At 70.0% G+C, this 21,898-nt stretch carries 16 protein-coding genes; 13 read left to right on the plus strand and 3 right to left on the minus strand.

Annotated features, from left to right (window positions below):
• Nucleotides 1-14 precede the first annotated feature (14 nt).
• The 6 genes from KY572_RS01035 (at nt 15) to KY572_RS01060 (ending at nt 8,079) form a co-directional block, all read left to right on the plus strand.
• Nucleotides 15-683, plus strand: coding sequence for a TetR/AcrR family transcriptional regulator (locus KY572_RS01035; protein ID WP_224240239.1), 669 nt, complete (start codon nt 15-17; stop codon nt 681-683).
• Nucleotides 680-1,480 carry a CoA transferase subunit A gene (locus tag KY572_RS01040; RefSeq protein WP_224240240.1) on the plus strand — a complete coding sequence of 267 codons (801 nt, stop codon included), beginning with the start codon at nt 680-682 and terminating at the stop codon, nt 1,478-1,480. Before KY572_RS01035 ends, KY572_RS01040 begins: the two co-directional genes overlap by 4 nt.
• Complete coding sequence (locus KY572_RS01045; protein WP_224240241.1) at nt 1,477-2,217, plus strand: CoA-transferase subunit beta; 741 nt, start codon at nt 1,477-1,479, stop codon at nt 2,215-2,217. The genes KY572_RS01040 and KY572_RS01045 overlap by 4 nt, the downstream gene beginning before the upstream one ends.
• A gap of 36 nt (nt 2,218-2,253) precedes the next feature.
• Nucleotides 2,254-3,294, plus strand: coding sequence for an alcohol dehydrogenase catalytic domain-containing protein (locus KY572_RS01050; RefSeq protein WP_224240242.1), 1,041 nt, complete (start codon nt 2,254-2,256; stop codon nt 3,292-3,294).
• 33 nt (nt 3,295-3,327) lie between these two features.
• Nucleotides 3,328-4,590 carry a hydroxymethylglutaryl-CoA synthase family protein gene (locus KY572_RS01055; RefSeq protein WP_224240243.1) on the plus strand — a complete coding sequence of 421 codons (1,263 nt, stop codon included), beginning with the start codon at nt 3,328-3,330 and terminating at the stop codon, nt 4,588-4,590.
• Nucleotides 4,591-4,707: 117 nt separating this feature from the next.
• A complete protein-coding gene (locus KY572_RS01060) occupies nt 4,708-8,079 on the plus strand; it encodes a CHAT domain-containing protein (RefSeq protein ID WP_224240244.1) in 3,372 nt (1,123 codons plus the stop codon).
• A gap of 115 nt (nt 8,080-8,194) precedes the next feature.
• On the opposite strand, the gene KY572_RS01065 is transcribed toward KY572_RS01060, so the two are convergent.
• Nucleotides 8,195-9,604, minus strand: a complete 1,410-nt coding sequence (locus tag KY572_RS01065; protein WP_224240245.1) for an SLC13 family permease — start codon at nt 9,602-9,604, stop codon at nt 8,195-8,197.
• 140 nt (nt 9,605-9,744) lie between these two features.
• Between KY572_RS01065 and KY572_RS01070 the strand changes: the two genes are divergently transcribed.
• On the plus strand, nt 9,745-10,686 hold the full coding sequence (locus KY572_RS01070; RefSeq protein WP_224240246.1) for an ABC transporter ATP-binding protein: 942 nt from the start codon (nt 9,745-9,747) through the stop codon (nt 10,684-10,686).
• On the plus strand, nt 10,673-11,425 hold the full coding sequence (locus KY572_RS01075) for an ABC transporter permease (protein ID WP_224240247.1): 753 nt from the start codon (nt 10,673-10,675) through the stop codon (nt 11,423-11,425). Before KY572_RS01070 ends, KY572_RS01075 begins: the two co-directional genes overlap by 14 nt.
• Nucleotides 11,426-11,435: 10 nt before the next feature.
• Here KY572_RS01075 and KY572_RS01080 read toward each other — a convergent pair whose 3' ends face one another.
• Together KY572_RS01080 and KY572_RS01085 are read right to left on the minus strand one after the other, a co-directional pair.
• Nucleotides 11,436-12,155, minus strand: coding sequence for a GNAT family N-acetyltransferase (locus KY572_RS01080; RefSeq protein WP_224240248.1), 720 nt, complete (start codon nt 12,153-12,155; stop codon nt 11,436-11,438).
• Between the two features lie 169 nt (nt 12,156-12,324).
• The gene (locus KY572_RS01085) at nt 12,325-12,837 is read right to left on the minus strand and encodes a cytochrome c (RefSeq protein WP_224240249.1); all 513 of its coding nucleotides are present in this window, start codon (nt 12,835-12,837) and stop codon (nt 12,325-12,327) included.
• 125 nt (nt 12,838-12,962) lie between these two features.
• Between KY572_RS01085 and KY572_RS01090 the strand changes: the two genes are divergently transcribed.
• From KY572_RS01090 to KY572_RS01110, 5 genes are all read left to right on the plus strand, one after another.
• Nucleotides 12,963-14,063 carry a hypothetical protein gene (locus KY572_RS01090; protein ID WP_224240250.1) on the plus strand — a complete coding sequence of 367 codons (1,101 nt, stop codon included), beginning with the start codon at nt 12,963-12,965 and terminating at the stop codon, nt 14,061-14,063.
• 461 nt (nt 14,064-14,524) lie between these two features.
• Nucleotides 14,525-17,635 (plus strand): SusC/RagA family TonB-linked outer membrane protein, encoded by a 3,111-nt coding sequence (locus tag KY572_RS01095; RefSeq protein ID WP_224240251.1) that lies wholly within the window; start codon nt 14,525-14,527, stop codon nt 17,633-17,635.
• 4 nt (nt 17,636-17,639) lie between these two features.
• Nucleotides 17,640-18,974: a RagB/SusD family nutrient uptake outer membrane protein gene (locus KY572_RS01100; protein ID WP_224240252.1), complete on the plus strand. Its 1,335-nt coding sequence runs from the start codon at nt 17,640-17,642 to the stop codon at nt 18,972-18,974.
• 172 nt (nt 18,975-19,146) lie between these two features.
• Complete coding sequence (locus tag KY572_RS01105; protein ID WP_224240253.1) at nt 19,147-21,213, plus strand: M20/M25/M40 family metallo-hydrolase; 2,067 nt, start codon at nt 19,147-19,149, stop codon at nt 21,211-21,213.
• A 237-nt stretch (nt 21,214-21,450) separates the two neighbouring features.
• Nucleotides 21,451-21,897: a hypothetical protein gene (locus tag KY572_RS01110; RefSeq protein WP_224240254.1), complete on the plus strand. Its 447-nt coding sequence runs from the start codon at nt 21,451-21,453 to the stop codon at nt 21,895-21,897.
• Nucleotide 21,898: the final 1 nt, after the last annotated feature.

The raw sequence follows: 21,898 nt of genomic DNA on the forward strand, positions 1-21,898 counted from the left end.
AAGGAGAGCAAAAGGTGACACCGCGAAGGCCAGACGACGGAGAGCGCTACCGGGCCATCCTGGAGACGGCGGCCCGCCTCATCTGCGAGCGCGGCTACGAGGGCACCTCCATGCAGGAGATTGCCGACGCGTGCCGGCTGACGAAGGCGGGGCTCTACCACTACATCCAGAACAAGGAGCAGCTGCTGTCGGCCATCATGGGCTACGGCATGGACCTGTTCGAGGGGCAGGTCCTCGCGAAGGTGGCGGACATCGCGGATCCGGTGGAGCGGCTGCGCGACTGCATGCGGCGCAACATCGAGCTGGTGACGCGCGGGGCGAACAAGGAGGTCATCATCATCCTCCACGAGCACGCCACGCTCACCGGCGAGGCGCGCGAGTACATCGACCGGCGCAAGAAGCAGTACGTGCGCTTCATCGAGGCGACGTTCAGCGAGGCGGTGCGCCAGGGCCGCATGCGCCCGATCGATCCCACCATCGTGGCCTTCTCGTTCCTGGGCATGGTGCTGTGGGTCTACAAGTGGTTCAAGCCGGATGGGCGGCTCACGGAGGATCAGATCATCTCCGGGATGCTGGATCTGTTCTTCGCGGGGCTGGCGGCCCCGGGCAGCGCCTCGGGCGAGTCGACCGCCGCGCCGGTGCTCGCGCTGGTGCCTCCGACCGCGGCGGGAGAGAAGTCATGAAGCCGGGGCGCTGGCGCCCCCTCCAGGAGGCGGTGGCGTCCATCCCGGACGAGGCGTGGCTGGCCACCGGAGGCTTCATGCTCGGCCGCGCGCCCATGGCGCTGGTGCTGGAGCTGATCGCCCAGGGCCGGCGGGGCCTGAAGCTCATCTCGCTGCCCAACCCGCTGCCCGCCGAGTTCCTCGTCGCGGGCGGGTGCCTGGCGCACGTGGAGCTGCCCTTCGGCGCGCTGAACCTGGAGGGCCGCGTGCGCCCCATGCCCTGCCTCAAGCGGGCCATCGAGCAGGGCACCATCGTCTGGCGCGAGCATGACGGCTACCGCGTCGTCCAGCGGCTGCGGGCCGCCTCCATGGGGCTGCCCTTCATCCCCGCGCCGGACACGGACGTGTCCGAGCTGGCCGACGCCGAGCCGCCGCGCAAGGTGGTGGATCCGTTCTCCGGGCAGCTGGTGCCCGTGGAGCCCGCCTTCCATCCGGATGTGGCGCTGGTGCACGCACGCGCCGCGGACGAGCGCGGCAACCTCTTCATCGAGGATCCGACCACGGACCTGCTCGTCGTCGGCGCGGCGCGGCGGGTGGTGGCCACCGCCGAGGAGCGCGTACCCCGGCTCTCGCGCGTCACCGTGCCGGGCTTCCAGGTGGAGAGCGTCTCGCTGGCGCCCGGCGGCGCGCTCCCGACCGGCTGCGTGGGGCTGTACCCGCACGATGACGCGATGCTCTCGCGCTACCTGGCGCTGGCGGAGGCCGGCCGCGAGGCGGAGTTCCTGCACTCGCTGCTGGCGTCCCGGAGGGCGGCATGAGCCCGGGTTCGTCCGCCACTCCCGCGGAGTCCGTGGTGGCCCTGCTGGCTCGGGAGATCGACGACGGGGCCGTGGTGGCCACGGGCGTCGCCTCGCCGCTGGCCATCCTCGCGATCGCCGTGGCGCGCGCCACGCATGCGCCCGACCTGACGTACCTGGCCTGCGTGGGCTCGCTGGACCCCGAGCTGCCCGAGCTGCTCCCCTCCTCCGAGGACCTGGGCTACCTGCGGGGCCGCTCGGCGGAGATCACCATCCCGGACCTGTTCGACCATGCCCGGCGCGGACGCGTGGACACGGTCTTCTTCGGAGCGGCGGAGGTGGACTCGAGGGGCCGGACGAACATGACGGCCTCCGGCAGCCTGGAGCGGCCTCGCAACAAGTTCCCGGGAGTGGCGGGCGCGGCCACGCTGCGGCAGTGGGTGCGCCGGCCGGTGCTGGTGGTGCCGCGACAGTCGCGCCGCAACCTGGTGCCCGAGGTGCAGGTGGCCACCACGCAGGATCCGCGCAGGCCCGTGCGGCTCATCTCGGATCTCGGCGTCTTCGAGCTCGGGAGCGAGGGCGCCCGGCTCCTCTCCCTCCACCCGTGGACGGACCTGGACACCCTGCGTGAGCGCACCGGCTTCGCGCTCTCGGTGGAGGAGCCCGTCCCCACCACGCCTCCGCCGGATGCCGCCACGCTGGCGGCCATCCGAGCCGTCGATCCTCGCAACCTCCGCGACCAGCTCGTGGGGGCCTGAAACGTCACATCCGCCAGCCAGGGAGTCATCCATCACATGAAGGCCGTCGTTCTTCGAGAGTTTGGCGCCGCCAGCAACCTGCGCCTCGAGAGTGTCCCCATGCCTCGGCCGGGGCGTGGCGAGGTGCTCCTCCAGGTGCACGCCTGCGGCGTCTGCTACCACGACGTCATCAACCGGCGCGGCAACCTGCCGCGCACCCACGTGCCTGCCATCCTCGGCCACGAGGCCGCGGGCGAGGTGGTGGAGGTAGGCCCGGACACGCCGGGATGGAAGGTGGGCGACCGGGCGGCCACGCTCCAGCGGCTCTCGTGCGGCGAGTGCGCCCTGTGCAAGAGCGGGCGCAACAGCCTGTGCCGCAAGGACAATCGCTTCTTCGGCGAGGAGCTGCCCGGCGGCTACGCGCAGTACCTGGTGGCTCCGGTGGCCGGGCTGGGCCGGGTGCCCAAGGACATGCCCTGGGCCGAGGCCGCCACCGTCTGCTGCACCACCGGCACTGCGGTGCACACGGTGCGCACGCGCGGGAAGGTGCGCGCCGGAGAGACGGTGCTCATCACCGGCGCCAGCGGCGGCGTGGGCCTGTCCTCGGTGCAGCTCGCCAAGGCGGATGGCGCGCGCGTCATCGCCGTCACCTCCGGCGAGGCCAAGGCCGAGGCCCTGCACAAGGCGGGCGCGGATGAGGTCATCATCTCTCGCGGGCTGGACTTCGCCTCCGAGGTGCGCAAGCGCACCGCCGGCGAGGGCGTCAACGTGGCCATCGAGATCGTCGGCAGCGTCACCTTCGAGCAGACGCTCAAGTGCATGGCCCCGGGCGGACGACTGGTGGTGGTGGGCAACCTGGAGACGGGCACGGTGGGCCTCAACCCCGGCCTGGTCATCGTCAAGGAGCTGGAGATCATCGGCGCCTACGCCACCACGCGCGAGGAGCTGGACGAGGCGCTGCAGCTGACGGCCTCGGGCACCGTGCGCCCCTTCGTCTCGGAGTCCGTCCCCCTGGAGGAGGCGGGCCGCGCGCACTTCCGGCTGGAGAACCGTGAAGTGGCCGGCCGGCTCGTCCTGATTCCTCCCACGCTACAGTGAATAACCGCCCTCCCCCACTCGAAAGCTCCATCCATGAAGAGACACGTCGGAATCGAAGCGCTGGCCATCGCCGTCCCCCGCCGCTACGTGGACATCGAGGACCTGGCACGGGCTCGCGGGGTGGATCCCGCCAAGTACACCGCGGGCCTGGGCGCTCGGGAGATGGCCGTGGCGGATCCGGGCGAGGACTCGGTGTCGCTGGCGGCCACGGCGGCGGCCCGGCTGCTGCGCACCCACCAGGTGGACCCGGCCCGCATCGGCATGCTGGTGGTGGGCACCGAGACGGGCGTGGACCACTCCAAGCCGGTGGCCTCGCACGTCCAGGGGCTGCTGAAGCTGCCTCGGACGATGCGCGTCTATGACACCCAGCACGCGTGCTACGGCGGCACCGCGGGGCTGATGGCGGCCTCGGAGTGGATCGCCTCGGGCGCGGCGGCGGGGCGCTCGGCCATCGTGGTGTGCTCGGACATCGCCCGCTACGGGCTGAACACGGCGGGCGAGCCCACCCAGGGCGCCGGCGCGGTGGCGCTGCTCGTCTCCGAGCAGCCGGACCTGCTCGCGCTGGACGTGGGGCTCAACGGCTCGTGCAGCATGGACGTGTACGACTTCTGGCGTCCGCTCGGCCGGCGCGAGGCGGTGGTGGACGGGCACTACTCCATCCAGTGCTACCTGGATGCGCTCTCGGGCGCGTACCGCGCCTGGCGCCAGAACGCGCTGACGCGCGAGGTGGTGCGCTGGGGCTCCACGCTGCCGGGCGATCAGCTCGCTCGCATCCTCTACCACGTGCCCTTCTGCAAGATGGCGCGCAAGGCGCACACGCAGCTGCGGCTGTGTGACCTGGAGGACGCGCCGAACTCGCCCGCCGCCACCCCCGAGGCCCGCGAGGAGCTGGCGAAGTCCGCCGCCAGCTACGAGGCGCAGGTGGCCTCCTCGCTGACGCTCAACGCGCGCATCGGCAACGTGTACACCGCCTCGCTGTACCTGGCGCTGGCGGGGCTGCTGCACAAGGAGAGCGCCGCCCTGAGCGGCCAGCGCATCGGCCTGCTCTCCTACGGCAGCGGCTGCGCCTCGGAGTTCTTCTCCGGCGTGGTGGGCGAGAAGGCCGCCTGGCGCATGGCCCAGGCGGACATGGAAGCGGTGCTGGCCGGTCGCGAGCGCGTCTCCGTCCAGGAGTACGAGCGCATCATGAACCTGCCGTACGACGCTCCGGAGGCCCTCGCTCCCGCCGCGGGCACGTTCCGGCTCGCGGAGATTCGCGACCACAAGCGCCGCTACGTCGAGGGCGCCGCGAGCTGAGCCCCCGCCTCGCCGCGCTGAACTTGGCGCAGCGCGGCGGAGCGCCGCTGTTGGACAGGCAGCGGGTTGCCCTCGGAGGCGATCCTGCTGTCACGGGTTGTGTGTACGCTCTCGCCCATGCCACCGCCCATGGACGAGAGAGCCTTCATCGCCCGCGTCGAGGCCGCGGAGCCCGACCTGTTCGCCGCGCTGCTGTCCCGTCCCAGCCGGGATGAGGAGCGCGCGCTCCGGGCGTACTTCGGGGACGCGCGCTTCGAGCGGCTCCACACGATGGCCATCCGCCGCGCCGGTGCCGCGCGAGGAGCCCGGGCGCCCCGCGGCAACGTCGTCGTCATGCCCGGCATCATGGGCAGCGAGCTGTCCGAGTACTCGGGCAGCGATGTGGACGGCATCTGGGTCAACCCGCTGCGCCTGGTGGCCGGGCGGCTCGGCCACCTGCGCATGGACGACAAGGGCCGGCCCGAGTTCGACGTGCGCGCCTCGGGCATCCTCAAGCTCTTCTATGGAGAGCTCGTCCTCTCGCTCTCGGAGAACTGGAACGTGCAGACGTTCTGGTTCGACTGGCGCAGGGACTTGCTGGAGTCGGCCGCCGAGCTCGAGGCGCGGATGCGCGTGTGGTTCCCCGAGAACGCGCCCGTGCACTTCGTGTGTCACTCGATGGGCGGGCTGGTGGCGCGCACCTTCATCCAGGCCTATCCCCTGCGCTGGAGCTCGATGTGGGACCGGGACCGTGGCCGGCCGGGCGCGCTGGGAGGCCGGCTCGTCATGCTGGGCACGCCCAACCATGGCTCGTTCGCGGCGCTGCAGGTCATCACCGGCCTGGAGTCCATCGTCCGCTGGCTGGCGCGGCTGGACCTGAAGCACTCGACGACGGAGCTGCTGTCCATCCTCAACACCTTCGTGGGCACCTTCCAGATGCTGCCCTCGCCCCTGGTGATGAAGGACTTGGAGCCGCTCTACCATGCGGACACCTACGGGGACCTGCGCATCTCCCAGGCGCGACTGGACGAGGCCCGGGCGCACCACGAGCGGCTGGCGAGCGTGGTGGACCCCCAGCGGATGCTCTACGTCGCCGGCTACAACCGGCCCACCCTGCACGGCCTCACCCGCGCCGATCAGCTCCGGTCCTCCAGCGCGTACACGGTGACGCGCGCGGGGGATGGCCGCGTGCCGCACTCGCTGGGCCTGCTGGAGGGGGTGCCCACCTGGTACGTGGACTCGGCCCACGCGGCGCTGTCGCTCGATGGGCGGGTGCTGGGCGCGATGGAGGAGCTGCTCTCCAAGGGCACCACCGAGCAGCTCCCGCGGACGTCACCGGTCCAGGTGCGCGGGCCGAAGAAGGATGACCCGAGCGCGCGGCGGGAGCTGGAGCAGCAGCACGCGGAGGGGGACCTGGAGCTGGAGCACCTGGCGCAGCAGCTCCAGGCGCGAACCACTCGAGGCACGGCGCCGCCCTACCTGACGCGGGACGAGGTGCGCCTGAAGGAGCTGCTCGCCGGCACGCTGCTCGGCTCCACGCACACCCTCCTCCCGGAGCCGCGACCCACGGGGCCCGCGCCGCGGCGGGTGCGGGTGGAGTTGCGCGTGGCGCTCGCATACCTCCAGGCCTTCGACGGGACGCGGAGCATCCCCGTGGATGCCATCTCCGTGGGCCACTACCTGGGTGTCGTGCCCCAGCGGGCGGAGCGGGCGCTGGACGAGGAGATCAGCCGGGCCCTGTTGTCGCAGCGGGGCATCGTCAAGGAGGAGCTCGAGGAATCGGACCTGCTGCTGACGCAGTACTCGGAGCGCGGCGTGCTCCGAGGCGAGCTCGGGCAGCCCTTCTTCGTGGATGACCCGCGCTCGCCGGGGCGGCTCATCGTCCTGGCCGGCATGGGCGTGCCGGGCCGCTTCGGCATGCCGGAGCTGACCGTCACCGTGCGAGAGCTGTTCTGGTCGCTCAGCCGGATGGGCAAGAAGCACCTGGCCACGGTGCTGATCGGCACCGGCGAGGGCAACCTCTCGGTGGCGGAGGCGGTGCGCGCGTGGATCCGCGGGGTGCAGCAGGTGACGTCCGGCTCGGACACCGCGCTGCTGCGGCGCATCACCTTCGTGGAGGTAAACGGGGACAGGGCCAAGGAGCTCCAGGCGGCGCTGCGGGCCGAAGCGGCGCGGCTGCGCATGGACCCGCGCCTCGAGCTGGACTTCGAGGAGCTGCCGGAGGAGGAGCTGGACCGCGAGCTGAAGCCGCCACGCGAGACGCGTCAGCGTCCACACGCCGAGCGCAACCCCATTCCCACGCGGGTGACGCTGGGGCTGGAGCACAAGCGCTACCGGTTCGGCGCCATCACCGAGGACGCCGCCATCCCCGAGCGGGTGGTGCCCATCGATCCGGTGCTGGTGATGCAGGCCAACGACGAGCTGGCCGCCGAGTGGAAGCCGGTGAAGCAGGTCTACCACGGGCAGTTCCTGGAGAAGCTGCTGGTGCCCGCGGAGCTGCGCTCGGAGTTCTACCGGCACCGGGAGAACCCGGTGGTGCTGATGCTGGACTCGGCGACGGCGCGAATCCACTGGGAGGCCATCGCGCAGTCGGACGCGGAGGTGCCCGCGCGGGAGCTGGAGGACCACCAGGAGGCGGCGCTGGACCTCTTCCTGGGGACGAGCCGAGGGCTGACGCGCCAGCTGCGCACCACCTTCGCTCCACCGCCCGAGCCACCACCTCCGCCCCGGCGCGTGCTGCGGGTGCTGGTGGTGGCGGACCCCGCCGAGGACAACCGCCTGCCAGGGGCCGAGCAGGAGGGGCTGGAGGTGGCGGAGCTGTTCGAGAGCTTCAACCGGGTGTACTCGCAGGGCCCCAACCGCGTGGAGGTGGTGAAGCTGTTCGGGCCACACGACGCGACGCGGACCAACGTGCTGCGCCACCTGCTGATGCGGACGGAGCCCTATGACGTGCTCCACTACGCGGGGCACTGCGTGTACGACGAGGCGGACAAGACCAGCTCGGGCTGGCTGTTCAGCCGGGGCGAGCGCATGACGGCCAACGAGCTGCGGCGACTGGACCGGGTGCCATCCTTCGTCTTCTCGAACGCGTGCGAGTCGGGCAAGACGCCGGACCGCTCCGAGCTGCGCTCGGTGGACCTGGCGCCCACCTTCGCCGAGTCCTTCTTCGAGCGAGGCGTGTCCAACTTCGTGTGCACGGCGTGGCCGGTGGACGACTTCGCCGCGCGGCAGTTCGCGCTCACGCTCTACGGCGGGCTGCTGGGGCTGCGGCGCAAGAATGGCGAGTACGAGCGGGCTCCGATGCTACCGATGTACCGCGCGATGCAGGCGGCGCGGCGGGAGATCGCCACCACCTCCTCCGGGACGAGGACATGGGCGGCGTACCAGCACTACGGCAGCCCGTTCGTCCGCCTCTTCGAGCCCTGGGCCCTCCGGGAGGAGTCAGCGCCGACGAAGCCCGCTCGCTCCCCGTCAGCTCGGACGCGGCGGACGCGCTCCCGCCGACGCTGAGGTCTTCTTGTCATACCAGTTGGCGACCCGTCCGGCCGACGCGCAGGGGCCCGGTCCACGAGGAGGGCGTCAACGCGTGGCCCTCCTCGAAACGTTGGAGAGGGACCTGTACGCCTCAGAGCACCACGCTGGCCCAGAGCACCGCCAGGGGCGGAGCCAGCAGCCCCACCAGCAGGCCGGGGCGCAGGAAGGCGCGCGCGGGCACCTGCCCGGTGGCGAAGACCAGCGCGTTGGGAGGCGTGGAGATGGGCAGGCACATGGCCGCCGAGGCGCTCAGGGCGATGGGCACCACCACGCTCGGATCCACCTCGCCGCCGAGCGCCGCGCCCAGGGGCACCAGGATGTTGGCGGCCGCGGTGTTGCTCATGAAGTTGGAGAGGATGGAGGCCAGGTAGGCCAGCATCAGCGCCAGCGTCAGCCTGCCCAGCGTGTCCACCGGCACGAAGCCCACCAGCCAGCGCGCCAGCCCCGTCTCGGACACCGCCACGCCCAGCGACAGCCCCCCCGCCACCAGCAGCAGCACATCCCACTGGAAGCCGCGCACATCGCGATCCTCCAGCACACCCGCCGCGGCGAACAGGGTGACGGGCAGGAAGGAGACCACGGGCAGGGGGATGCCATGCAGCTCACCCGTCATCCACAGCCCGACGGTGAGGAAGAAGACGCCCACCACCAGCCATGCCTTCCAGCGCGGGAGCCGCACCGGGTGCTCCGGGTGAGGAGCCGCGGGCGCCAGCTCCACCTTGCCGGTGTCGTGCGGGTGGAGGCGCCGCAGCAGGAGCCACACCGCGCCGATGAGCAGCAGCGCCGGCGGGAGCGCCGCCACCATCCACGTGGAGAAGCTCAGGGGCCGGGACACCTCCAGCGCCGCGGCGGCGATGGCGTTGGGCGGGCTGCCGATGAGCGTGCCCATGCCCCCCAGGTTGGCGGACACCGGGATGCCCAGCAGCAGCGCCCGCGCGAAGGGCGTGCCGTGCTGCGCCCCGGCCACCAGCGGGCCCACCGTGGCCAGCATCATCGCGGTGGTGGCCGTGTTGGACATGAACATGGACAGGGTGAAGGTGAGCGCCATGGTGCCCACCAACGTGCGCCCGGGGTGCCCGCGCGACCAGTCCAGCACCCGCTCCGCCATGGCTCGGTCCAGCCCCGTGCGAGAGGCGGCGCGCGCCAGGGCGAAGCCGCCCAGGAAGAGCCAGATGATGGGGCTGGCCCAGGGGCGCAGGAACATCAGCCAGGCCTCCTCCTGGCCGGCGCCTCGCCCCAGTCGCCCCAGCAGCAGGATCTCCAGGGCGATGACGACGAGCGCCACCGCGAACGCGGCCATGGCCTCGGTGAGCCACAGCCCCGCGGCCACCAGGAGGATGAACAGGGCATGCCGCCCCGGCGATGACAGGTCCGCGTATGCCGGGAGATAGGCCACCAGCCCCGCCACCAGCAGGCTCATGGAGATCTTCACCAGGGCCCGACCTGATGAGAACTCGAAGTGGCCGAGCAGAGCCTGGATGGAGGCGCGTGTATCCAGCATGGGTCTCCCCGTACGGGCCGCACCCTAGAGCCATCCACCGGGAGGGGCTACAGCTCTTCGCGCGGGCTCCAGCGGCTGTGCCACGGCGACGGCAAGGCCATGGGTTTGAGCCGGCCTCGTTTCCTGGTTAGCTCCGGGGGATGGCGGAATGGGCCGGCCCTCCTCTGGAAGTCACCAATGTCATCAAGGACTACCCGGGGAAGGTGCGGGCGCTGGATGGCGTGAGCTTCCGCATCGCGCCCGGTGAGCGGGCGTGCCTGCTCGGCCCCAACGGCGCGGGGAAGACCACGCTCATCCGCCTGCTGACAGGCGCGCTCAGCCCCTCGTACGGGCAGGTCCGGCTGTTCGGCCTGGGAGCGGACAACGAGGCCTTCCTCCAGGCACGGCGGCGCGTGGGCATCGTCCCCCAGCTGCCGGGGATGTACCGGGACTTCACCGTGGAGCAGTACCTCCAGCTGGCCCGCGAGCTCCACGGCCGCGGAGACATCGCCGAAGTCGTGGAGGGCTTCGGCCTGGGCCCCTACACCCACCGTCCCATGGCGGAGCTGTCCGGAGGAACGCAGCGCCGACTGTGCCTGGCGGCCGCGCTGCTGGGCTCGCCGGAGGTGCTGCTGCTGGACGAGCCCACCGTCGGCCTGGATCCCGTCGCCATGCGCGACGTGCACGCCTTCCTGCGCCGGGTGATGCCGGGCCGCACGGTGCTGCTGTGCACGCACAACCTGGCCGAGGCTGAGGCCCTGTGCGACAGCGCCATCATCCTCCGACAGGGGCGCGTGGTGCTCCACGAGCGCATCTCCGCCCTGCGCCAGCGCGTGCCCTCGATGGTGGTGCTGCGAGCGGCCCAGGGCCCGGAGCGGCTCCTGGAAGCGCTCGCGCGGCTGGGAACCTCCGGGCGACGCGAGGAGGACGGGGTGCTCGTCCCCACGCCCGAGCCCACCACCCAGGCTCCGGAGCTGCTGCGGCGGCTGCTCGCCGCGGGAGTCGACGTCTACGAGTGCCGGGCCGTCACGCCCAGCCTCGAGCAGCTCTTCCTGGACGTCGTGGGAGCACGCGAGCTCGGAGGGCCCCATGCTCGCACGTGAGGTGAGGCTGCTGCTGCGCAAGGAGCTGCGCCAACTGCTGCGCAACCCCGGGGCGATGCTGACGGCGCTCGTGCTCCCGGTGCTGCTGATGCTCGTCATCCCGCTGGCGCAGATCCTCGCGGCCCACCCGGACCGGATGAAGGAGCTGAACATCCCTCCCGAGGTCTCGCTCCCACCGGGCCTGCTGGCCACGGGGAAGGACCCGGTGGCCATCATGCGCCTGCTGCTCACGCCGCTGCTGGCGATGGGGGGACTGCTCACCCCGGCGCTGACGGCGAGCTACACGCTGCTGTCCGAGCGGGAGTCCCGCACGCTGGAGCTGCTCGTGGCGCTGCCGGTGCGGGTGACGCACATCCTCCAGGCCAAGCTCCTGGCCATCCTGGCCCTCGCCGCGCCGGTGTGCCTGGGGCTGGTGGCCGTGGACGCCGGACTGCTGCTGGCGCGAGGGCTGGGCTCGCCAGGCTACGTGCTGGCGCTGCTGGTGATGGTGGTGGGCGCGCTGGCCTTCTCCTCGAGCACCGCCCTGCTGGTCAGCCTGCTGGCGCGAGACATCCGCACCGCGAGCAACCTCAACGGGGTGGTGCTCGCCCCCTTCATCGTGGGGAGCTTCGCGGCGGTAGTGCTGGTGCCCGGAGAGGCGCTCTCGGCCGCCGTGCTCGCGGGAGCGTTCCTCGCGGGCACGGCGGTGGTGGTGCTGCTGGCGCTGCGAGTCTTCACCTTCGAGCGGCTGCTGCGCTGAGCCGCGCCGCTCAGTGCCCGGGGCCGACGGGCATGTAGAAGGCGAAGCGCGTCACGTCCCGGTAGCCCATGCGCAGGTAGACGGGGTGCCCCGCCTCCGTGGCGTGCAGCACCGTGCGCTCCAGGCCCCACACGCGGCGAGCATCCGCGAGGCCCTGGCGCATGACGGCCTCGGCGTAGCCGCGCCTGCGCTGGTCCGCGAGCGTGGCCACATACCCCACGTAGGCGACATCCTGGACGCGGACGACGGCCGCCACCGACACGGCCTTCCCATCCACATAGCCCACGTAGCCCCGGCTGTTTCCCTGGAAGAGGGCGGGCACCACGACGGACTGGCGCGCCACCTCCAGCGGCGAGGCGTAGGCCACCGCGTTGATGTCCGCGATGTGGCCCAAGGCCTCGGTGTCGGTGGCGTGGCGCACCTCGATGGAGGGCAGCTCCCGGGTGGGCGTCTTGAGGTGCTCGGCCACCATGCCCGTGGTGCTCATGAGCTGCTTGAGGCCCTGCGCCTCGAGCAGCGCGGCCGCCTTCGGACGCAGGCCGGGCGACAGCCAGTCCTCGCACACGACGTACATCCACCCGTTCTTCCGGGGCGCGAAGTACCGGATGGCGGCGGCCGCGGAGCGCTCCAGCGCGACCTCGGTCTCGACGGGGTTGGGGAGGAACGCCGCGTTCATGATGCCCCAGGGCACATTCGCGGAGGCGATGTACACCTCGGGTGTTTCGACCACCTCTCCGTGCGGGCTGTGAACTGCGAAGTGGCGCCAGGCGCCATGAAACTGGGTGTTGGACTCTTGGATGTCGGCGGTAAGCAGGAGGACGCCTCCAGGAGAGGGGGGGGACAGGCCCCATTCTACCCCGCTCGGGCATGCGAGACATCCTGGAGGGTCGTGCGCCTGCTCACTGACGGTTCAGGTACGCGGAATGACAGGCGACACATGTCTCAACGAGACGCCCGTAACTCTCGGCGAGCGCCTTGTCGTCCTTCTTCTCGGCGGCGATCGACAAGGTCTGGGCGCGGGTGCGGGCCTCGTCCTGGAGCACGAAGAACCGCTCGGGCAGCAGGGCATTGAGGTCATCCTCGCCGCCGACGATGGGCCGCACGAGCCGCGGCTCCGACGCGATGCGCTGCGCGGCGGCCTTGGCCATGTCGTATTGCAGCAACGTCACACTAAACATGAGATCCCGGGCATCCTGCCCGTGGCGCTCCATCTTCTTGCGCAGGATGGGGCGTGCCGCCTCGGGGATGTAATCCGGCGTGGCCAGGCCGGGCATCTTGCCGTTGGCGGTCTTGTCCTTGGACGCCTGGCCGCTCTTCGGCTTGGCGGGCTCGGCGGCCGAGGCGTGGAGGAGGAAGCCCGCGGACAGGAACCCCGCGAGAACGACGGGAAGGCTGGCTCGAGACAGTTTCATCGGGTGACCTCTCTGCGCTGAGTCTAAGCACGAGGATTCAAGCGGGTCTGCTGGCCGCCGGGGTAGTCCGGATTTCTTGTCAGTCCTCCTCTGTACGCTTCGCGCGTTGCTGAAGGAAGGAGACCATGGCCCCACTTCCGGACGTGCTCCCACTCGCCGACGTCCCCACCTTCGTGGAGTACCTCCTGCGCGAGTTCGGTGAGCCCTCCTCCCTGCGAGACACCCCGGTGCGCTCCTCCCCCGAGCGCTCCTCCACGGTGCCTCCCATGGAGTGGGATGTCTCCATCTGGACGCCGCGGGGATGGGAGGTGCGCCTGGCGCGGCCCCTCGCGCCCGGCACGGATCCGCGCCTGCAGGTGAAGGCCCCCGAGGGCTGGTCCCTGCGCTGCACGGGGACGAAGCTCGGGCTCACCTCCTTCCGCATCGATGCGGACAGCGACACGTGGAGCCGCATCGAGGAGATCATCCAGAAGTTCTGGGCCCCGGAGCTGGAGTGGTGCTGTCCTCCCACCGTGCCGAAGAAGTGGCGCAAGTTCCCCAGCCGCAAGCCCACGGTCAGCATCGTCCGCCACGCCGATGTCATCCCCGGCGCGGAGGTGCTGCTGACGGGGCTCTCGCCCCAGCAGTTCTCCTTCGCGCTGAGCATCTCGGGTGAGGGCCGTCCGCTGCCCGTCACCTTCCTGGGCCCCATCGGCCTGCGCGCCTCGGGCGCCTCCGAGCGGTGGCTCTGCGAGCTGCGGCCAGGGGCTCCCCTGCCCCGGCTGGCGGATGTGTACCCGGGCGCCGTCGACAAGCCCTACGAGCCTCTGCCGGACGCGCCGAAGCGGGACAGGCTGCTGGAGGAGGGGGATGTGCACGGCCTGCTCGTCACGCGCCGGGGTGGGCCTGGCCGGGAGCTCTATGAAGTCCACCGCTCGCAGGCGGAGCTCGTGAGGGAGTGCCGCTTCGAGTCAGGCTCCGCCGAGCAGGTGGCGGCGCTCCTGCCGGAAGACCCGACGGTGTGGACCGTGGAGTGGGCCGTCAACGGCAACTACAACTATCTGGCGGGCCACCCCGGCAGCTTCTCGTGTGTCTTCGGACGCTCCCTGCCTCCAGCGCCGGGAACGGCTCGAACCTACGAGCTGCTCCTGCACGGACTCTCGGAGCCGGGCGCCCAGGGCTGGCTGGAGCGCCTCGCCAACGTAGGCCTCTCCGTGCGGGAGCGACAGCTCCTGCGGAGCCGCTGAGGGCTTCGCTCCTTCCGCTGGGCCTTGGCTGTGTCAGGCTTGGGGACCTCACCCACTCCAGCTCGCCCAGGGCCTCCAGCAGGCCGCTGCGCTTCAGGTGCTCCCACGCCACGGCGATGGGCACTCGAGTGAATCTCGCGTGTCCTTCAGTCGCTCCTCATCGGTCTTCTTCCCCTAGAAGCCGAGGGCGAGGGCAGGCAGGAGCAGCGCGACGAGCAGAGCAGTGGGCTTGGAAAAATGCATCTCCCGCCATCCAACCACACCCCTCTCGCGGGAGCGATCGTCGGCCTCCCAAGTACCCCACCTGGGCAGCCTGTCCCCCCGCGTCCTTCCTGACAGGGTGGATTTTCGGTCCCGGCACCATTGACTCCATGCGTCGTCCCCACGGACGATTCAGTCCTGAACGCTCCAACCCTCCAGAGAGCGTTCATCCATCCAATCCGTGACGAGGTAGACACCGAATGATGAAACGGGTGTTGATTTCGGGGTGCGCGCTCGCGCTCCTCGCGACCGAGGCCCCTGCTCAGGAAGCGACGACGACGGATCAGGCGCCCCAGACGCCTGCCGCCACCACGCCCGCTCCTGAGTCTCCTGCCGCCGCGGCCCCCGCCGAGGCCGCGCCCACTCCGCCCGCTTCCACCGAGGCTGCCGCGGCCGCCACCCCAACGCCTCCGCCTCCGGCGACCGGCAAGGCCGGCCCCGGCATGCGCATGCTCCGCGGCCGGACCTTCGACAAGCAGTCCGGTGAGCCCGTGCCGCTGGTGCGCGTCATCATCAAGGGCACCACGAAGGGCGTGGAGACGGACGTGAAGGGCTACTTCACCCTGGAGATTCCCCAGGACACGGTGGTCCTCGACATCTCCAGCCAGGACTACAAGCAGCGCGACGTGCTGGTGCCGTCCACCCAGCAGAGCGTGAACATCCCCCTGGAGCCCAGCTTCACCGAGGAGCTGGTCGTCGTCGGTCGCGCCAGCGAGGTGGCCCGCAAGAACCTGGCCAACTCCGTGGCCACCGTGAAGGCCGAGGAGGTCAACCGCGCTCCGGCCGCCACCGTGGACCAGGCGCTGCAGGGCAAGGTGGCCGGCGCCAACATCCAGTCCAACTCGGGCGCGCCGGGCGGCGGCCTGCAGATGCGGCTGCGCGGCGTGTCCACCATCTACGGCCAGTCGGCGCCGCTCTACGTGATTGACGGCGTGCTCGTCAGCGACGTGGCGGTGGCCTCCGGCGTCTTCGCGGTGACCAAGTCCACCGGCGGCTCCAACCCGGACCCCACCCAGGACAACCAGGTCAACCGCATCGCGGACATCAACCCCAACGACATCGAGAGCATCGAGATCCTCAAGGGCGCCTCCGCCGCCGCCATCTACGGCTCCAAGGCCAGCAACGGCGTCATCATCATCAACACCAAGCGGGGCCGCGCCGGGGACGAGCCCAAGGTGGACATCTCCCAGCGCTTCGGCGTCTACACGCTGTCCAGGACGCTGGGCACGCGGCAGTACGGCTCGGTGGACGAAGTCATCGAGCGCTTCGGCGCGGACGCCGCCCAGTACTACACCCCCGGAGTCACGTACGACCACGAGGGGCAGCTGGCGGGCCGGCGGGAGCTCTCCACGGAGACGGTGGCCAGCGTGAGCGGCGCCTCCGGCAACACGCGCTACTTCGGCTCGGCTCAAATCAAGAACGACGAGGGCATCATCGCCAACACCGGCTACGAGAAGCAGTCCTTCCGCCTCAACGTGGGGCAGAAGCTCGGAGAGCTGGTGGACGTCAACGCCTCGGCCAACGTCGTCCACTCGCTGGGCCAGCGCGGCATCACCAACAACGACAACACGCTCATCACCTATTACATGGCGCTGACGCCCACGCCCAGCTTCGTGGACCTGCGCGCGGACGAGTCGGGCCTCTTCCCGGCCAACCCCTTCATCAAGAACGGCTCCAACCCGCTGCAGACCGCCGCCCTGGCGAAGAATGACGAGGACGTGTGGCGCGTCATCGCCGCCGGCGACGTCACCATCAACGCCTACAAGGACGCCGACAGCGAGCTGCGCATCCTGGGCAACGTCGGCCTGGACCGGTTCCAGCAGGAGAACACCCTGCTGTTCCCGCCCGAGCTGCACTTCGAGTCGGCCGACGGCGCGCTGGGCACCTCGCTGTACGGCACCACCCAGTCGCGCAACATCAACGGCGGGGTGAACGCGGTGTACAACTACAAGCCCGCGGGCGCGGGCCTGAGCTCCAACACCTCCGTGGGCCTGCAGCTCGAGGAGCGCTCGCTGGACTCGGTGTACGTGGTGAGCCAGAACCTGGTGGCCGGTCAGCCCAACGTGGACGCGGGCACCGACGTCAACCTGCGCCAGCGCCTGGAGCTGGTGCGTGACCGCGGCTACTACGTGCAGGAGGAGATGATCCTCCTGGACGAGCGGCTCACGCTCATCGGCGCGCTGCGCGGCGAGCAGAGCAGCAACAACGGCAACCCCAACGCGCTGTTCTTCTACCCGAAGCTGGCCACCGCCTACCGCATCCCCTCCTTCCACCCGACGGTGGACGAGTTCAAGGTGCGCGCGGCGTACGGCGAGACGGGCAACCAGCCGCTCTACAGCCAGAAGTTCACCGAGCTGCAGGCCAAGAGCAACATCGAGGGCAACGCGGGCCTCATCACCACCGGCATCGCGGGCGACCCCAACATCAAGCCCGAGCGGCAGCGCGAGGTGGAGCTGGGCCTGGACGCCATCTTCCTGGGCGGCAACCTGGTGACGGAGCTCACCGTCTACCAGCGCAACATCAGCGATCTGCTCCTCAAGCCGGTGCCGGCGCCCTCCACGGGCTACGTCACGCAGTACGTCAACGGCGGCGCGCTGCGCAACCGCGGCGTGGAGCTGATGGTGCAGGTGCGGCCCATCACCACCACGGCCTTCGAGTGGACCTCCAACACCACCTTCGCCCTCAACCGCAGCAAGGTGACGAGCCTGCCGGGGCCCTCGTTCCTGGCCGGCGGCTTCGGCACCAGCCTGGGCGCCTTCCGCATCCAGGAGGGCCAGTCCGCCACGCAGATCGTCGGCAACGTGAAGGACGCGGATGGCAACGTGGTGGAGCGCAAGGTGGGCGACACGGAGCCGGACTTCCGCATGGGGTTCGCCAACACGCTGCGCTACAACAGCTTCAGCCTCTCGTTCCTGGTGGACTGGCAGCAGGGCAGCGACGTCGTCAACCTGACGCGCCTGCTGTTCGACGACACCAAGAACTCGCCGGACTACAGCTCGGGCGGCAAGGAGCGGTACGAGGCGTGGGACAGCGGCAAGAACATCCTGCCCTACATCGAGGACGCCACCTTCGTGAAGCTGCGCGAGGTGACGTTCAGCTACCAGCTGCCGGAGGCGTGGGTCACCCGCATCCCCAAGGTGAAGTCGGCGCGGCTGAGCATCAGCGGCCGCAACCTGCTCACCTTCACCAGCTACTCGGGCCTGGATCCGGAGGTCAGCAACTTCGGCAACCAGCCCATCGCCCGCAACATCGACGTGGCCCCCTTCCCGCCCAGCCGCAGCTTCTGGACGTCCATCGATGTGGGGTTCTAACGCCATGAGGACTCGAACCATGAAGCAGCAGGTGCTCCTGGCGCTGTGCGCCACCTCCCTGGGGCTCGGGGCGTGTGGCCTCGACGTGCCCAACCTCAACAACCCCAGCCTGGAGTCGTTCCAGGAGCGGCCCACGCCGGCCGCCATCTACTCGGCCTCCACGGGCCTGCTGATCGGCAACCGGGCGGGCGTCAGCGCCCAGGCCGGCTACGTGGCCCAGCTGGGCATCCTCGGCCGCGAGTCGTTCACCCTGGACGCAGCCGACCCGCGCTACGTCACCGAGATGGTCCGCGGGAATCTGGACCCCGGTAGCCCCGCCTTCGGTGGCAGCAACTGGGCCAACCCGTACGCCAACATCCGCAACGCCAACACGCTGCTGGCCGCGCTGGACAAGGTGAACGGCGTGTCGGATGCCCAGAAGGAGGCCATCCAGGGCTTCGCGAAGACGATCCAGGCGCTGGACTTCCTGGTCGTCATCAACACCCGGGACACCAACGGCGCTCCCATCAACGTGGGCGGGCTCATCACCGAGCCGCTGGGGGAGATCGAGAGCAAGGAGGCGGTGTTCGCCCACATCGTCACGCTGCTCGAGGAGGCGAAGGGCCACCTGAATGCGGGCGGGGACGCGTTCCCGTTCCCGCTGAGCAGCGGCTACACGGGCTTCAACAAGCCGAAGGACTTCCTGAAGTTCAACCGCGCGCTCGCGGCCCGCGTGTATGTGTACCGGGGCGACTTCAACGCCGCGCTGACGGCGCTGGGGGAGTCCTTCCTCGACACCACCAAGCCGCTGACGCTGGGCGTGTACCACACCTTCAGCACGGGCCCGGGCGACGTGCCCAACGCCCTCAAGAACGACAACATCTACGCCAACCCGACGCTCCGGACCGACGCGGACCTCAAGGCGAACGGCGCCATCGATGATCGCGTCACCCGGAAGACGGCGTCGGCGGACGAGACCAAGTACGACGACAACCTGAAGTCGGACCTGGTCTTCACGCTGTACGACAGCCAGTCGACGCCGGTGCCCATCATCCGCAACGAGGAGCTCATCCTCCTGCGGGCCGAGGCGAACATCGGCCTGAGGAACTACGGCCCGGCCACGGAGGACATCAACTTCATCCGCACCACCTCGGGCGGCCTGGAGCCGCGCACGGACCTGGGTGAGGCCAACATCCTGGACGAGCTGCTCAAGCAGAAGCGGTACTCACTGCTGTTCGAGGGTGGACACCGCTGGATCGACATGCGGCGCTACGGGAAGCTGGATCAGCTGGACAAGGCGGGGGGCATCATCCACGACAAGTTCCCCCTCCCGAAGTCCGAGACGGACGCGCGGCAGTAGTCGAACCGCCGTAGCCTTCCGGGGGCCTCCACCGCGCCGCTCAGGCGGCTGTGGTGTGAGGTCCCTGGTTTTTTGGGGTTCACCCCAAGCGAAGTGCCCTGCCGACGCGCTAGAGTGCCGCGGCCTCCCGGGTTGCACGGTTTCGAGGTCTCTCACAGTTGAAGGAGCAGTCATGGCTATGAAGCATGTCGCCCCCGCGGCGTTGTTGCTCTGGGGTGCCACCCCGGTGCTGGCGCACGCCGGGCCCCCCGTCCAGGCCATCGCGCAGCAGCCGGTGGCGGAGCGCGAGCAGTGGATCACCCTGGGAGCCGACACCCTGGAGCCGGTGCTGGAGGGGCTGCGCGCCGCGGGCTGGCAGCAGCCGCCCGAGCCGCTGGCGAAGAAGAACGGCGTGGTGGTGCTGAAGGTGCCCGAGTCGCTGATGCCGGTCATCGGCAAGGTGATGCACGACAAGTACAACCGGTGCGCTGGCTTCATCGCCCATGACTCGCAGCAGGAGGCGACGCAGGCGATGGAGCAGGCGGGCACCCAGGTGCCTGTGAAGAACCTCATCACCTATACGATCGACAACGGGCAGACGGTGAACGCGCTGATGAGCGAGGTGCAGGAGCCGAACATCCGCGCCACCATCACGACGATGTCGAGCTACAACAACCGGTACTACACGGCGACCACGGGCACGGAGTCGGCGCTGTGGCTGAAGTCGCACTGGGAGAGCCTGGCGACGGCGATGGGGCGCACGGATGTGACGGTCACCACGTTCACCCATCCGAGCTGGGCCCAGCCCTCCGTCATCCTGAGCATCCCGGGCACCACGCTGCCGAACGAGGTGGTGGTGCTGGGCGGACACCTGGACTCCATCAACGGCAGCAGCCCGTCCGCGGGCCGGGCGCCTGGCGCGGATGACGATGCTTCGGGCATCGCGTCGCTCACGGAGGTGATCCGGGTGGCGATGCTCCGGGGCTACCGGCCGGCGCGCACGGTGCGGTTCATGGGCTACGCGGCCGAGGAGGTGGGCCTGAGGGGCTCCAAGGAGATCGCCGCGTCGTACAAGGCGAGCAACGTGAACGTGGTGGGCGTGCTGCAGCTGGACATGACGAACTACCACGGCTCGAGCGTGGACATCGGCGTGCTGACGGACAACGTGAACGCGGCGCAGACGCAGTTCATGCGTGACTTGATCGACAAGTACGGGATTGGGACGTGGGCGAACACCTCGTGCGGCTATGGGTGCTCGGACCACGTGTCGTGGACGAACAACGGCTATGCGTCCTCGCTGCCGTTCGAGTCGTTGCTGGCGGATGACAACAAGGCCATCCACACGACGGCGGACACGCTGGAGCAGAGCGCGGGCACGGCGACGCACGCGGTGAAGTTCTCCAAGCTGGCGGCGGCCTTCATGGCGGAGCTGGCCAAGGGCGAGGTGGCGGGGGCCTCGAGCGACACGACGCCTCCGATGGCGGCGCTCACGGCGCCGGCGGCGGGCGCGACGGTGCGGGGGACGACGACCATCACGGCGGACGCGGCGGACGACGTGGCGGTGACGCGGGTGGAGTTCTACGTGGACGGGGCGCTGAAGGGCACGGACACGACGGCGCCGTACAGCTACGCCTGGGACACGACGGGGACGACGAACGGCAGCCGGGTGCTGGTGGTGAAGGCGTATGACGCGGCACGCAACGTGGGCACGAGCGCGAGTGTCCCGGTGACGGTGAGCAACGTGAGCACGACGGCGGCGTACGACGCGGCGCTGAAGGCGCCCCGGTGCTTCAGCGTGAACAGCATGTGCGACTCGGGCACGCTGCTCAACGGGCGAGGCAACCTGGGCCCCGAGACGACCAAGCCGAACACGGTGAACAGCTCGTGCGCGGACGGCTCCGGGGGCGTGTACCACTCGGACGAGTCGAACGACAGGCTGCGGGTGTCCTCGGTGGACGGCACGGCTTTCGCGGCGGGCAAGCAGGTGAAGGTGGAGGCCACGGTGTGGGCCTACTCCAGCTACACCTCGGACAAGCTGGACCTGTACTACGCGGCGGATGCGAACAACCCGACGTGGGTGCGCATCGGCACGCTGGCGCCGACGAAGTCCGGCGCGCAGACGCTGACGGCCACGTACACGCTGCCGGCCGGCACGGTGCAGGCGGTGCGCGCGCGCTTCCGCTACGGCGGCACCGTGGCCTCGTGCGGCTCGGGCTCGTATGACGACCACGATGATCTGATCTTCGCCGTGTCGCAGTAACGGGCGTGAGAAGGAGCGTGAACCTGGGGTGAGGGCGTCTGGCCCTCACCGCTTCTCGGTGGGCCTGGGACTCGTTCCCGGGCCCATTTATTTTGGGGGCCCGACCTTCAAGGGGTGGCCCCTCCCAGCCCGAGGTTTTCCCGCCGTCGATCGGGCTGGAACGTCGCCATGTGTGTGCACCGGGGCCAAGTCGAGGATGCTGGATGTAGACTTGTCGGCCAGAGGCAAGGAGGAATCATGCGATGGGGCATCCTGCTGGTCCTGCTCCTGGTCCCGGGGCTCTACGGGTGCAGTCATGGCACCTTCGCGGGTCTCCCGGATGCCGAGCAGGAAGCAGGTATCCGGACCAAAGGGGGTTCGGCGAGCGCGCGCATCTGGGCCTTGATCGCCAAGGGCCAGTTCGCTGAGGCGGAGGCCCTGATCGCCGAGGGAACCCGCTCTGGGCTCCTCGCAACAGCCACTGCGCAGAAGATGCTGGAGAAGATGGCCGTGCTGAATACAAAGCTCGGCGAAATCCCCGCGAGGCTCCAGCGTGCCCCTGACTTCCCTTCACAGCTCAAGGACTTCACCTGCTTCCAGATAGAGAACATGCTGAAAGCAGCGGATTACAGCCTCGCAACCCAGCCACAACTGCGCATGGCCGTGAAGCTCATTGAGCAACAGGCTCGCCTGATGGAGAAATGAG

This window comes from Hyalangium gracile (assembly GCF_020103725.1).
GTDB lineage: Bacteria > Myxococcota > Myxococcia > Myxococcales > Myxococcaceae > Hyalangium > Hyalangium gracile.